The organism is Skermanella sp. (assembly GCF_059503625.1).
In genome coordinates, this window is sequence record NZ_JCACHA010000657.1 from 1 (window position 1) to 13,800 (window position 13,800).

13 protein-coding genes are annotated in these 13,800 nt (G+C 65.2%); 10 read left to right on the forward strand and 3 right to left on the reverse strand.

Translation table 11 applies throughout. From position 1 onward, the window contains the following. On the reverse strand, positions 1 to 519 hold a 519-nt coding region (locus AC5JJ6_RS20445), incomplete at its 3' end, for an ABC transporter substrate-binding protein (protein WP_496043824.1). A gap of 487 nt (positions 520 to 1,006) precedes the next feature. Here AC5JJ6_RS20445 and AC5JJ6_RS20450 point away from each other — a divergent pair. From AC5JJ6_RS20450 to AC5JJ6_RS20490, 9 genes are all read left to right on the forward strand, one after another. After that, positions 1,007 to 2,095, forward strand: a complete 1,089-nt coding sequence (locus tag AC5JJ6_RS20450; protein ID WP_496043825.1) for a TRAP transporter substrate-binding protein — start codon at positions 1,007 to 1,009, stop codon at positions 2,093 to 2,095. 143 nt (positions 2,096 to 2,238) lie between these two features. Continuing rightward, positions 2,239 to 3,375 carry a 4-hydroxybutyrate dehydrogenase gene (gene gbd / locus AC5JJ6_RS20455; RefSeq protein ID WP_496043826.1) on the forward strand — a complete coding sequence of 379 codons (1,137 nt, stop codon included), beginning with the start codon at positions 2,239 to 2,241 and terminating at the stop codon, positions 3,373 to 3,375. A 72-nt stretch (positions 3,376 to 3,447) separates the two neighbouring features. Beyond that, entirely contained in the window at positions 3,448 to 4,476 is a 1,029-nt protein-coding gene (locus AC5JJ6_RS20460) for a dihydrodipicolinate synthase family protein (protein WP_496043827.1), read from the forward strand. Between the two features lie 54 nt (positions 4,477 to 4,530). Further along, complete coding sequence (locus AC5JJ6_RS20465) at positions 4,531 to 5,181, forward strand: TRAP transporter small permease subunit (RefSeq protein ID WP_496043828.1); 651 nt, start codon at positions 4,531 to 4,533, stop codon at positions 5,179 to 5,181. Further along, positions 5,178 to 7,052 carry a TRAP transporter large permease gene (locus tag AC5JJ6_RS20470; protein ID WP_496043829.1) on the forward strand — a complete coding sequence of 625 codons (1,875 nt, stop codon included), beginning with the start codon at positions 5,178 to 5,180 and terminating at the stop codon, positions 7,050 to 7,052. The genes AC5JJ6_RS20465 and AC5JJ6_RS20470 overlap by 4 nt, the downstream gene beginning before the upstream one ends. A gap of 48 nt (positions 7,053 to 7,100) precedes the next feature. Further along, positions 7,101 to 7,700 carry a YoaK family protein gene (locus AC5JJ6_RS20475; RefSeq protein ID WP_496043830.1) on the forward strand — a complete coding sequence of 200 codons (600 nt, stop codon included), beginning with the start codon at positions 7,101 to 7,103 and terminating at the stop codon, positions 7,698 to 7,700. Positions 7,701 to 7,878: 178 nt separating this feature from the next. After that, complete coding sequence (locus AC5JJ6_RS20480; RefSeq protein WP_496043831.1) at positions 7,879 to 9,132, forward strand: four-carbon acid sugar kinase family protein; 1,254 nt, start codon at positions 7,879 to 7,881, stop codon at positions 9,130 to 9,132. Further along, positions 9,129 to 10,133 (forward strand): 4-hydroxythreonine-4-phosphate dehydrogenase PdxA, encoded by a 1,005-nt coding sequence (gene pdxA, locus AC5JJ6_RS20485; RefSeq protein WP_496043832.1) that lies wholly within the window; start codon positions 9,129 to 9,131, stop codon positions 10,131 to 10,133. Before AC5JJ6_RS20480 ends, pdxA begins: the two co-directional genes overlap by 4 nt. A 104-nt stretch (positions 10,134 to 10,237) precedes the next feature. Next, positions 10,238 to 11,002: a DeoR/GlpR family DNA-binding transcription regulator gene (locus AC5JJ6_RS20490; RefSeq protein WP_496043833.1), complete on the forward strand. Its 765-nt coding sequence runs from the start codon at positions 10,238 to 10,240 to the stop codon at positions 11,000 to 11,002. 54 nt (positions 11,003 to 11,056) lie between these two features. Here the strand turns inward: AC5JJ6_RS20490 and mntR are convergent, their stop codons facing one another. Further along, positions 11,057 to 11,473: a manganese-binding transcriptional regulator MntR gene (gene mntR, locus AC5JJ6_RS20495; RefSeq protein ID WP_496043834.1), complete on the reverse strand. Its 417-nt coding sequence runs from the start codon at positions 11,471 to 11,473 to the stop codon at positions 11,057 to 11,059. Between the two features lie 187 nt (positions 11,474 to 11,660). Here mntR and AC5JJ6_RS20500 point away from each other — a divergent pair, with 187 nt between their 5' ends. Then, positions 11,661 to 13,016, forward strand: coding sequence for an Nramp family divalent metal transporter (locus AC5JJ6_RS20500; protein ID WP_496043835.1), 1,356 nt, complete (start codon positions 11,661 to 11,663; stop codon positions 13,014 to 13,016). Between the two features lie 51 nt (positions 13,017 to 13,067). Here the strand turns inward: AC5JJ6_RS20500 and AC5JJ6_RS20505 are convergent. Beyond that, a partial coding sequence (locus tag AC5JJ6_RS20505) for a hypothetical protein (RefSeq protein WP_496043836.1) occupies positions 13,068 to 13,800 on the reverse strand: 733 nt, incomplete at its 5' end.

Genomic DNA, 13,800 nt, shown 5'->3' on the forward strand with positions numbered 1-13,800 from the left:
CTTCGCGTCGGTGCCGATCTTCAGCCCGGCTTTTTCCAGCATGCGCTTGGTCACGCTGAAGTTGGTGTTCGGCTCCGGCGAGGTGACGATTGTCTTGCCCTTGAACATGGCCGGATCGGTGATCGTATCGAGGTTCTTGGAGACCCCGAAGTAGTGGGCGCGCTGAACGACGGTGCCTACGACGATCCCCGGACCGCCGGCCTCGCGCGACATCTGGACCATGGTGGCGTCGCCGATGGCGAACTGCGCCGAGCGGCCGAGCACCGCCGCGAAGGCCTGGGTATCGCCGCCGGCGGCGCTGACGTTCAGCTTCAGGCCGTGCTTTTCGAAGATCCCGGCATGCATGCCGACATAGAGATTGATATAGCCGAGGTTATGAACCGCTTCGACGAAGTTGATCTCGGTCGGCGTCTGCGCCTTGGCCGGGAGAGCGACGGTTCCCAGCAGCGCCACCAGTCCCATCGTCGCCCCGAAGCGCAGCACGCCGCGCCGAGCTACCGGCGCCAATACTTCAAGCATTGTCCAACCTCCCGTCGTTGTCTGCACACCGGCGATCGCCGGCATCAGGTATTTCGAATGCAAAGCGAAGGCCAGCGCAGAGCGGGGAGAAGCTATGGGCGTCCCGGTCGGCGACACCCGAGCTTACCAGCATTTATGGTTAATAAATAGCCAGGTATGTGCCGAGCATCTGGGCATATGCTTGAAACGGCAACCAATAAAATGTTTGAGAGTTTTCAATGACGACGATGGCCGTGGTTGATTACGGTATGACACACTCCGTAATCGAAGAAATCGAAGATACTGAAAAGGTTAATACTGTAAGATTAACCCCTTGCTCTACCAACGGCATACTGTCCTTCATGGTATTGACTATCATTGGGAAAAGCTTTAGCCGAATATGGAGATGAATAAAGCGCTGTATTTTCAGCTACCTACAAGCTTCCTGCCGCTCGGCGGGAGCTTCGGTTGGAAGTACGAACAAAAGCAATCCAAAGGGGAGGACATCATGAAACGCCGCCAGTTCCTGACGACGGGAGGAGTGGGGCTAGCCGCCAGCACTCTCGCCGCCCCGGCCATCGCCCAGAGCATGCCGGAGATACGGTGGCGCCTGACATCGGGGTTTCCCCGGTCGCTCGATACCATCTACGGCGCCGCCGACGTCATGGCCAAGTTCGTTTCCGAGGCGACCGACGGCAAGTTCCAGATCCAGCCGTTCTCGGCCGGCGAAATCGTCGGAACGTTTCAGGCAGTGGATGCCGTCGGCAACGGCACCGTCGAGATGGCTCACTCGTCTTCATACTATTATGTCGGCAAGGATCCGACATTTGCCTTCGCGAGCGCTGCTCCCTTCGCCTTGAATACACGGCAGCAGAACGCCTGGATGTATTATGGCGGCGGTCTCGACCTCTACAACGAATTCTATAAGAAATTCAACATCTACATGCTTCCGGGCGGCGCCACGGGGGCCCAGATGGGCGGATGGTTCCGCAAGGAAGTCAAGACGGTCGCGGATCTGAACGGCCTGAAGTTCCGCATCGCCGGACTGACCGGCGAAATCCTGTCGAAGCTTGGGGTTGTGCCTCAGCAGATCGCGGGCGGCGACATCTATCCGTCGCTGGAGCGCGGCACGATCGATGCCGCCGAATGGGTCGGCCCCTATGACGACGAGAAGCTCGGGTTCCAGAAGGTGGCGCCCTACTATTACTATCCCGGTTTCTGGGAAGGAGGCGCCATGGTGCACTTCTTCTTCAATCGGCAGAAATGGGAAGAGCTTCCGAAAAACTACAAGGCGATCATCCAGGCGGCGGCCGGTTACGCCAATGTCGACATGGTCGCGAAATACGATTTCAAGAACCCGGCGGCCCTGCGCAGGCTGGTCGCATCCGGCGCCCAGCTGCGCCCGTTCTCGCAGGAAATCCTGGAAGCGGCGCTGAAGGCTTCGGGCGAGGTCTATGCCGACCTGTCGGCGAAGAACCCGGACTTCAAGAAGATCTACGACTCCATGGCAAGCCTGCGCAACGATTCATACCAGTGGTGGCAGGTCGCCGAGTACACGTTCGACAACTTCATGATCCGCTCGCGTTCGAAGCTCTGACGCGCCGTCATCCTTGACCGGGAAAGGATGAGCGACGGGATTCCGGCAGGGACCCCGCCGCTCGCCCACCGTTTCCCGCCGTCACCGCGTCGGGCGGCCGCCCGAGCCGTCATGCCAACTCTCCATTCAGCCGGTGCACCCCCATGTCTTTGATCTCATACCTGACCACCATCCGCTTCGAGTTCGGCGCCATCGGCGGCATCCAGCAGGATCTGACCGAACTGGGCATCAAGAAGCCCCTGATCATCGCCGACGAAGGCGTGACGAAGGCCGGGCTGGTCGAGAAAATTACCGCGGTGATCGGCTCCGGCGCCGATCTGCCCGTCTTTACCGGCACGCCGACCAACCCGACCGAAGAAGCGGTCGAAGCGGCGCTTGCGCTTTACCGGGAGCGGAACTGCGACGGTCTGATCGCCGTCGGCGGCGGATCGCCGATCGACCTTGCCAAGGGCGTAGCCTTGCTGGCGACCCACGAGGGTCCGCTTGAAAAATATGCCGCCATCCTTGGGGGCATCCCCAGGATCACCGCCGCCGTCGCCCCCGTGATCGCAGTGCCGACGACGGCCGGAACCGGGAGCGAGGTCGGGCGGGCATCGCTGATAACGCTGAAGGACGGCCGCAAGCTCGGCTTCATCTCCCCGCACCTGATCCCCAAGCGGGCGGTCTGCGACCCCGAACTGACGCTGGGATTGCCGGGCTGGCTGACGGCCGCTACCGGCATGGATGCCGTCACCCATTGCGTCGAGACCTATCTGAGCCCGCGCGACAATCCTCCGGCGGAAGCGATAGCCCTGGACGGGCTGAAGCGCGCGGTCGACAACATCGAAAAGGCCGTTGCCGACGGCTCCGACCGGGACGCCCGGTACCAGATGATGATGGCGGCGCTGGAAGGCGGTCTGACATTCCAGAAAGGTCTGGGCGCGGTCCATGCCCTGTCCCACCCGCTCGGCGGACAGAAGGATCTTTCGCTGCATCACGGCACGCTCAACGCGGTGATCCTGCCGGCCACCCTCCGCTTCAACCAGAGCCATGCCGAAGCGAAATACGCCGTCATACGCGCCACGCTGGGCCTTGGGCCGGATGCCGATCTGGCCGACTACTTCGCGCAGTTGAGCGGCAGGCTGGGGCTTCCGAAAAGCCTTGCCGAAATGGGGGTTCCTTCCAGCCTGGTTCCGGCCATAGCCCGCGCCGCCGTCGAGGACCATTCCCACGCGACCAACGCCCGGCCCGCCACGGTAGAAGACTACGAACGCATGCTGAACGAAGCCATCGCCGGCTGAACCAGGCCGGCGCCGCGCCTGGACACCAGCGCCGCGGCAGCCTCTTCCTTTACTCGCGGACAGGAGATCGTAATGTCAACTTCCCCGCAGGACGACCGCCCGCAGAACGACAGCCCGCAGAACGACAGCCCGCAGAACGACAGGTTGTGGGTACCCCTTCTCACCCAGTACCGGCGGCAGGGGCCGTCGGTCGAGATCGACCCGGACCGGATCGCAGCACATCTCTCGTTCATCCGGCCATCGGTGCGCCAGTTCCTGCTGGCGGGATCGACCGGCGACGGCTGGGAGATGAGCCTCGAGCAACTGCTCGTGCTGGTCCGCCTGACGGCCCGCGCCGACCTTTTCCGGGGCGCCCGGTTCCTGGTCGGAGCGCTCCGGCCCACGACGGAAGGCGTCGTCGAGTGGGCTCGGGCTGTTGAGAACACGCTCGACGAGATGAAGACGCCCGCGGGCGAGTATTGCGGGCTTGCGGTGTGCCCGCCGGTCGACGCCGCGGCCAGCCAGCAGGACATCGTCCGCCACTACGAGCGGGTCCTTGCGGAAACCCGGAGCGAGATCGCCGTCTATCAGCTTCCGCAGGTCACGCACTGCTCGATCGAGCCTGAAACGATGCGCGCACTCGTCGCCAACCCGCGCATCACGATGTTCAAGGACACCAGCGGCAAGGATGCGGTGGCCCTGTCCGGCTTCACCGGCCCCATCATGGTGCGCGGCGCCGAGGGCGACTATGTCGATATGCTGCAACCGGCCGGTCTCTACCAGGGCTGGCTTCTCAGCACCGGCAACGCCTTCGGCTCCCAGCTCCGGCGGATGCTCGACCTGCTGGAAGCCGGCCGCCGGGAAGAGGCGCAGGCGGTCTCCCGCGTGCTGAGCGTCGTGGTTTCCGAGATGTTCTCTGCCGCCGCCAAGCTGCCGTTCGGCAACCCCTTCTCCAACGCCAATCGCGCCGTCGACCATCTCTGGGCCTACGGGGCCGGATGGGACAAGGCCCCTGCCCCGCTGACCATCTCCGGCAATGAACTGCCGCGGGAACTGCTGGAAGCGGCGGCCGATCTGACCGGACGTTTCCCGGCGCTGCCGGAGCGCGGCTACCTTGGATAAACCTTGCCCCGGGGCCTTGCCGTTCCGGCCGACTGCGCCCCAGGAGGATACCCGTTGCAAGCATTGTTGGGCATAAGCCGCGGCATCGACGCCATGAACAGGTGGATCGGCCGCATAGCCGCCTGGGCGATCGTCATCGCCATCCTCGTCTCCGCGATCAATGCCATCGTGCGCAAGGTCATCGGCGCCTCGTCCAATGCCTGGCTCGAGCTTCAGTGGTATCTGTTCGGCGCCGTCTTCATGCTCTGCGCCGCCTGGACGCTGATCGAGAACGAGCATATCCGGATCGACATCGTGGCGAACCGGTTCTCCCGGAAGGTCCGGAACTGGATCGACGTGATCGGCCACGTCTTCTTCCTGGGCGGCTTCTGCGCCGTTCTGATCTATACGTCGATCCCCTTCTTCCTGGGCTCCTACGCTTCGGGCGAAGTTTCGACCAATGCCGGCGGCCTGATCATCTGGCCGGCAAAGCTCGCGATCCTGGTCGGCTTCATCCTGCTGGCGCTTCAGGCGGTCAGCGAGCTGATCAAGCGCATCGCCATCATGCGCGGCGTCCTTCCGGACCCCGGAATAGGCGGTCATCACGATATCGAAGGCGAAGTCGAACGCCTGCTGTCGATCCAGAAGGAAAGCGCGGTCGGAATACCGGCGGACGCCGATGCCGGCGGCGCCCCGGCGCCAACATCTCCCAGGAGCCGTCCATGACGGAATTCATCGCGCAGAACATGGCGCCCATCATGTTCATGGCGCTCGTCCTCTTCCTGCTTCTGGGTTATCCCGTCGCTTTCGCCCTTGCCGCCAACGGCCTGCTGTTCTTCGTGATCGGCGTCGAACTGGCACCCTATTCCGGCGGCGAGATCACGCTGTCCTGGCCGCTGCTCCAGGCCATGCCGGAACGCGTGTTCCAGACCATGGCGAACGAGACGCTGCTGGCGATCCCGTTCTTCACCTTCATGGGCCTGATCCTGGAGCGATCCGGGATGGCCGAGGACCTGCTGGACACGATCGGCCAGCTGTTCGGCACCGTGCGGGGCGGCCTCGGCTATGCCGTGATCTTCGTGGGCGCGCTGCTGGCGGCGACCACCGGCGTCGTCGCCGCCTCCGTCATCTCGATGGGGCTGATCTCGCTGCCGATCATGCTGCGCTACGGCTACGACAGGCGGCTGGCAGCGGGGGTCATCGCCGCATCGGGAACGCTGGCGCAGATCATCCCGCCCTCGCTCGTGCTGATCGTCATGGCCGACCAGCTCGGCCGCTCGGTCGGCGACATGTACGAGGGGGCCTTCCTGCCGGGTCTGGCGCTTGCCTGCCTTTACCTGGGCTACGTCTTCCTGGTCACGCTGATCAAGCCCGATGCGGCTCCGGGACTGCCGCCGGCCGCCATCGGCTATCACGAACCAAACGGCACGCGCGGCGTCTGGCAGCTCGGACTGCTCGCCGTCTTCTCCGGTCTGGTCGGCTACTACGCGATGATCAGGACGGGCATCAGCGGTGGCGCCGACTTCGTCATCCTGCTGATCTCCATCGCCGTGGTGGTGGCCCTGACCTGCGCGCTGATGAACCGCTTCCTGGGCGCCAGGCGGCTGGTCGCCACGGCCCTGCTGACTGCCGTGATGATCGGCATCTATCTGTATCTAAGCCAGAACGGCGGGATGACCGAAAGCATCCTTGCGGAAATCGTCGCCGCTGCCGGGATCTACGCGCTGCTGGCCGGCATCGGAGAGCGGCTGACGGGCATCAGGTTCATGTCCACGATAGCCGAGCGGGTCACCTTCGTCATGGTGCCGCCGCTGCTGCTGATCTTCCTGGTGCTGGGCACGATCTTCATCGGACTGGCGACGCCGACCGAGGGCGGCGCGATGGGCGCGCTGGGGGCGGTGATCCTGGCGGGCGGCAAACGCCTCCTCGACCGCAACCCCGCCCGGCTCAACTTGAGCATCGTCAAGCAGGCGACGGAATCCACCGCCAAGCTGTCCGCTTTCGTGCTGTTCATCCTGCTGGGCGCGCGGGTGTTCTCGCTGACGTTCTACGGCGTGAACGGCCACGTCTGGGTCGAACATCTGCTGACTTCGCTGCCGGGAGGCCAGACCGGCTTCCTGATCGTCGTCAACATCATGGTGTTCCTGCTGGCTTTCTTCCTCGACTTCTTCGAACTGGCGTTCATCGTCATCCCGCTGCTGGCGCCGGCGGCCGAAAAGCTCGGGATCGACCTGATCTGGTTCGGCGTGATGCTGGGCGTCAACATGCAGACCAGCTTCATGCATCCGCCTTTCGGCTTCGCCCTGTTCTTCCTGCGGTCGGTGGCGCCGAAGATCCCTTACATCGACAGGGTCACGAAGAGACGGATGGAGCCGGTGGAGACCAGCCAGATCTACTGGGGCGCCGTGCCGTTCGTCGTCATCCAGTGCATCATGGTCGCCCTGCTGATCCTGTTTCCCGACATGGTCATGCACTACAAGGCGTCGGAAACCCAGCTGGACCCGGCCGAGGTGGAGCGCCAGTTCGACAACCTCATCCCCGCTCCCGGGGACGGCGACCTGCCGTCCTTCGACCTGGAACCGCCCAAGATCGAATAGCGCGGCAAACCCGCCTAAGCGCCCGAAACTGGAGTGCAGGAGGCCGAAGTGGTTCGAGCGATCGTTCTGGCGCTGATCGCCGGCTACGTGGATACGGTCGGCTACCTGCACTTCAACGCGTTCGCCGGGCTGATGACCGGCAACACCATCTTCATGGGGATCGAACTGGCGACCGCGCAATACGGCGCGGCGCTCTTCCATGGCGTCATCATCCTGGCCTTCCTGGCCGGCGTCATAGCCGCCCGCCTGATGATCCGCGGCGGCATCAACAGCCTGTTCGCCATGAGCATCGCCGGCGGCCTGCTGGTCGCCTGCAGCTTCATCGACAAGACCATCGCGGCCGTCCTGCTGTCGCTTGCCATGGGCATGCAGAACTCGGCCGCCAACCGGTTCAACGGCGTCGCCCTCAACACCGTCTTCATCACCGGCAACCTGCAAAAGCTGGGAGAGGAATTGGTCACATGGCTGTGGCCGGGCAAGGACGGAGCGGCCCGCCAGGGCGCTTCGATCTTCGCCCTGGTCTGGCTGGCCTATGCGGTCGGCGCCGGTACGGGCGCCGTGGCCGTGAACCATTTCGAGAAGCCGCTGTTCGTCCCGGCCTTCATCCTCCCCTTCATCATGCTTCGGTCGCGTCCGGTCGGTTCCTAGACGATCTGCGAGAAATTGCGCATCTTGCGCGAGATAAATTGACATGCACGCCCAAAATGCGCATTTTTGTGGGCTGAAGGAGTTTATTACTGCGCGCAGTGCGCATGAGGAGAGTTCATGAAGCAGGAGACCCTCGCTCATACGACATCCGCCGCCGCAACGCCGGGGAGCCGGTAGCATGGTCTCCCGCTGGCTGATCCTGGCCGACGACCTGACGGGAGCCGCCGACTGCGCGATCGCCTTCGCCAAGCAGGGCGTCGCGTCGGTGGTCGGCTGGGGCGACAGTGCGGGATCGGGGACCGCCGTGTTCTCCTACGATTCCGACAGCCGTGGGCTGACGGCGGAGCAGGCGGCCGAGACGCATCGAGCGGCTCTCGGCAGGCTGCTCGATCGCGACAGCGTCCTGTTCAAGAAGATCGATTCCACCCTGCGCGGCCAGCCGGCCGCCGAGACGGTCGCCGCTATGGACGCGCTGCGCGCCCGCTCGGGCTCGGCGTTCGGGATCTTCGCGCCGGCCTTCCCCGCCACCGGCAGGACCACCGAGCAGGGCCGCATCCTGGTCGGCGGCAAGCCGCTCGAGGAAGCGGAGGTTTGGCGGCGCGACCACAGCTATCCGAACGCCGACCTCCGCGAAGTGCTGGGGTCGGTCGGCATAGCGGCGGAGAAGGTGCCGCTTTCCACGATCCGGAGCGGCGCCGATGCGTTGCGGACGGTCTTCGCGGAACTGGCGTCCAAAGGCGATGTCGTCGCCGTCTGCGATGCGCAGACCGAGGACGATCTTGCGCGGATCGCGCAGGCAAGCCTGCCCGTCCGGCCATCCGCGTTCTTCATCGGGAGCGCCGGCCTTGCCCATGCGCTGGCCGAAGCGGCGCCCGGCGAGCGGACCGCTCCGGTCGAACTGTCCGTCACGACCGGCGGCGCGCTGATCGTGGTCGGCTCGCTGGCGGCGGCGTCGCGGGCGGCGGCGCGGGACCTTGCGGCGCTGCCGGGGGTCCTGTACGTCCCGGTCGAGCCGGCGCTGCTGCTGGATGCCGCGGCGGCGGCCGAGCGCGCCGCTCTTGCGCGGGCCGTGACCGAGGGACTGGACGGCGGCGACGACGTTCTTGTCGAAATCCTCATGGGCGGCGAGCCGGACCTCGGCATCGGTCCGCAACTGGCGGAGGCCCTTGCCGAGACGCTGAAGCCCGCCGTTCCCCATATGAGCGGTCTGGCCGCCACCGGCGGCGAGACGGCGGCGGCGCTGCTCGGCTGCTTCGGGGTGAACGGCATCCGCCTCGCCGATGAAATAGAACCCGGAGTTTCCCTGGGGCTGACGCTTGGCGACGTTTCGCTGCCCGTCGTCACCAAGGCGGGAGCCTTCGGCGACCGGGGAAGCTTGAGCCGGATAACGGAACGACTGCGTTCCATCAGACAAAAGGGAGAACTGGCATGAGCCGTCCGACGATCGCGATCACCATGGGCGATGCTTCCGGCATCGGGCCGGAAGTCATCATGAAGGCGCTGGCGCAACCGCAGGTGCAGGAGATGTGCAATGCGCTGGTGGTCGGCGATGCCGAGCGCCTGCGGACCGCCGGCAAGATCGTCGGCACGGCGCTGCGGGTCGACAGCCTGGACGATCCGGCGCAGGCCCGCTTCGCACCCGATGCGGTGCAGTGCATCGACCTCAAGCTGATCCCCGCCGACCATCCCTTCGGGCAGGTCTCCCCCGTCTCGGGCGAAGGCGCGTTCCGGTATATCGAGCGGGCGGTCAGGATCGTCGAGGCCGACCAAGCCGACGCGATCTGCACGGCGCCGCTCAGCAAGGAGGCGCTGCACGCCGCCGGACACAAGTATCCCGGCCATACCGAGATGCTGGCGATGCTGACGGGCACGCCGGAAGTTTCCATGATGCTGGTGTCGCCGAAGCTTCGCGTGATCCACGTGACCACCCATGTCGGGCTGATCGACGCGATCGAGCGCATCGAGCCGGGGCTGGTGGAGCGGGTGATCGGCCGGGCGCAGGATACGCTGGTCAAGGCGGGCATAGCCTCCCCCAAGATCGGCGTCTGCGCCATCAATCCCCATGCCGGCGAGAACGGCCTGTTCGGACGGGGCGAGGAAGCGGCCAAGATCATTCCGGCGGTCGAGGCCTGCAAGGCCAAGGGCTGGAACGTCCATGGCCCGCTGCCCGCCGACACGCTGTTCTTCCTGGCCGGACGCGGCGACTACGATATCGTCGTGGCGATGTACCACGATCAAGGCCATGGCCCGATCAAGGTGCTGGGGCTGGAAGCCGGCGTCAACATCACGGTCGGGCTGCCGGTGATCCGTACCTCGGTCGATCACGGCACCGCGTTCGACATCGCGGGCAAGGGCATCGCGGACGAGCGGAGCCTGATCGAAGCGTTGAGGCAGGCGGTCGATCTGGCGCCCAAGCGGCTCGCCGCCGCCTGATCTTCTCCGGAGACATCAGCGCCGCGGCAAGCTTCCCAAAGCCGCGGCGCGATGATAGACACCCGCCGGACCTATAAGCCCGATCCGATGGGGGAAGCCTGACGATGCGCAGCAAAGAGCGGCGTTCGCTCCTGTTGGAGACGCTGCGGACCGGGGAGGTCGATGTCGACGACCTGGCAAGGCGCTTCGGCGTTTCCGCATCCACCGTCCGCCGCGACCTCCAGCACCTGTCTAGCACCAAGGGCGTCCGCCGGACCTATGGCGGCGCCATGCTGGCGCACCCTGTGGCCGAAGAAAGCCTCAACCAGCGGCAATCGGTCAACGGCGAGCAGAAGACGGCGATAGCCAGGGCCGCGCTGGCGCTCGTCGCCGGGGACGACATCCTCATCCTCGACGCGGGATCCACGGTGTCCGCCTTCGGCTGCCTGCTGAAGGGACGCCGGCACCGGATCATCACTAACAACCTCGCCCTGCTGCCGACCCTGTCCGACTCCCGGGAGACGGAGGTGGTCGTGCTGGGCGGAACCTTGCGCACCACCAGCATGAGCACCGTCGGTCCGCTGGCGATGGATGCGATGCGGCGGCTGACGGCGGACAAGGCGTTCCTGAGCGCCGACGGCGTGGTCGCAGGGCGCGGGCTGTGCGAAGCGAGCCTGGATCAGGTGGCGCTGAAGTCGCTGATGATGGAACAGGCGCGCGAGGTGATCGTGCTGGCCGATGCGACAAAGCTGTCGCGCTCCAACCAGTCGGCCTGGGCTCAACTGCCGTGCCGCTGGACGCTGGTGACGGACTGGCGCGCGAGCGACGAGGACTGCGAGGCTTTCGCCGCATGCGGTGCTAGCGTCATCCGGGCCGCTGCCGGCACCTGACCGCTTACGCCGAAAGCCGGGCGCCGTGGGTGTGGTACGGCGCTGCCGGCCCGGCTACCGGCTGTCGCGGATGAAGCGCTCGAAAGCGGACAGGGTCTCGTCGCTGACATGGTGCTCGATGCCTTCGGCGTCGCGTTCCGCCGTCTCGTCGGCGACACCCAGGGCCTTGAGGAAACCAAGGACGACTTCGTGGCGGCGCTTGGAGCGCTCGGCCATCGCGCGGCCGCTTTCGGTCAGGAAGACCGACCGGTAGGGCAGGCTTTCCACCAGCCCGTCGCGTTGCAGCCTGCCGATCGCCTTGACCACCGTCGGATGCGAGACGCCGAGACGCCGGGCGATGTCGGCCGCGCGCGCCTCTCCCGTCGCCTCGATCAGATCGGCGATCAGTTCGACATAATCCTCGGCCACCTCGACCTGATGCGCTTCGCGGACCCGCTGGAAGTTGGCGGCCTGCCTGTCCGCATCCGGCATTGCCTGTCCCCGACCCATTCCCAAGCCTGCCACCTCTCCATCCAATCCCGGCGCCACCCTACCCCATCGAAATGTTGAAAGCAGGTGCGGAATAATGAACTATAGCCCAGGCTATATGTTTTGCATCAGGCAATATCGTCGGTCCGGTGTCAGTGCAAGCGTGGAAGATCCAATGGATTCATGGGCGGTGAGCAAACCTGTCGAGGACGAGCGGTTCGGCGATAGGCTTACCGGATGGCGCCGGGAGCGCGGGGATGCCCCGCTAGGGGACGTCAGCCGGACGATTGCCGTACCGCGCTCCGGTCCGGGCGCCCGCAAGCTTGCGGCGTTCCTCGGCCCCGGCTACCTCGTCGCGGTCGGGTACATGGACCCGGGCAACTGGGCGACGTCGATCGCCGGCGGATCGCGCTTCGGCTACACGCTGCTGGTCGTGGCGCTGGTTTCCAACATCATGGCCATCGTGCTGCAATCGCTGTGCGCCCGTCTTGCCATCGCATCGGGGCGCGACCTTGCGCAGGCCTGCCGGGACGCCTACCCGCGTCCGGTGTCCCTCGTCCTCTGGTTCCTGGCCGAACTCGCCATCGTCGCGACCGACCTTGCGGAGGTGATCGGGACGGCGATCGGCCTCAACCTGCTGTTCGGCATTCCGCTGGAAATCGGCGTGCTGATCACGGCGCTGGACGTCTTCCTGATCCTGTATCTTCAGCGGCTCGGGTTCCGCTACCTGGAAGCCCTGATCGTGGCGCTGCTGGCGGTCATCGCGATCTGTTTCGGCGTGCAGGTCGCGCTGGCCGATCCGCAATGGGGCGAGGTGATCAAGGGCTTCGCGCCGACCACGGCGATCGTGACCAATCCGGAGATGCTGTATCTGGCGCTCGGCATCCTGGGTGCTACGGTGATGCCGCACAACCTCTACCTCCACTCCGCCATCGTGCAGACGCGGGCCTATGGCGGATCGATCCCGGAGAAGCGGGAGGCGCTGAAATACGCGACCATCGATTCCACGGTGGCGCTGATGTTCGCCCTGCTGATCAATGCCTCGATCCTGATCCTCGCCGCCTCGGCTTTCCACGGCACGGGACGCACCGAAGTCGCCGAGATCGGCGAGGCGCACGGATTGCTGGCCCCGCTGCTCGGGGCCGCCATCGCGCCGACGCTGTTCGGTATCGCCCTGCTGTGCTGCGGGCTGAACTCGACCGTGACGGCGACGCTTGCGGGTCAGGCCGTCATGGAAGGCTTCCTGGATATCCGGCTGCCGTCCTGGCTGCGGCGGCTGGTCACCCGGCTGGTGGCGATCGTGCCGGCCGCCGTGGTGACGCTGTGGTACGGCGAGTCCGGTACGGCTCAACTGCTGATCCTCAGTCAGGTCGTCCTGAGCTTGCAGTTGTCCTTCGCCGTCATTCCGCTCGTGACGTTCACGTCGAGCCGGGCCAAGATGGGGGCACTGGTGGCACCCAGATGGCTGGTGATCTTCGCCGGCGTCATCGCCGCCGTGATCGTGGCGCTCAACGTCAAGCTGCTGGTCGATTTCGCGCTGGGGTGATTGTGGAGGCGGCACTGGCGGCGGGAACATGTCCCTGCTGGACGTGGAGGCTTACAGAAAGCGGGCCGTACCGCCGGTGCGGAGATCTTTTGCCCATGCAGGAGAGTTTCTCGATGCCGGGAGTGACGAAGCAAGGTCGGCAAGAGCCTTCCGGGCATCCGCGATAGCGGAAGAACCGTTGTTGTGCACGGCGCCCTGCGGCGGTCTTGTCTTTGCGGCTTTCGGCGGCACGCCTTTTTCCACTGCCGTCAGCATCGAGTGGACCTTAGATGCTTTACCGGCAAGGACGCTGTTTCGCGATATCGTGCCAGCGCTCTCGAATACATCGGCGAATTGGCGCAGGGGTTGGTGAAGGGGATCGCCTGGGCCTTTCCGCAACCCGGCCAGCGCGGCGAGGCATGCCAGCACCGGATCGTTCTGCTCTAGGTGCCTTTCAGCGAGGTTGAGATACAGATCACGCCAGAGTTTGTCCCGTTGGCTTTCCGGGAAGGTCGAGTTTGCGCGAGGCAGGGCACAGCGTTCCCAGGCATTGGCCAAGGCTGTCATTTCCTCCAAGCCAGCGCTTCCCGGATCGTGGGACTCCAGGAAGGCCGCGACATGATACGGGGTGGACGCCAATCCGATCCATTCATCCCGGAATGGAACATCATGTCCGCGCCGCCGGGAATTCAGAACGGCCTCTACCGCGACACTGGAACCGTGCCCTGTCGCTTGGGCGATGGCCCTCCCGACGGCAGGGTGGCGCGTCAGGACGACCTTGTGTCCTTCGCGTTCCAATAACCTT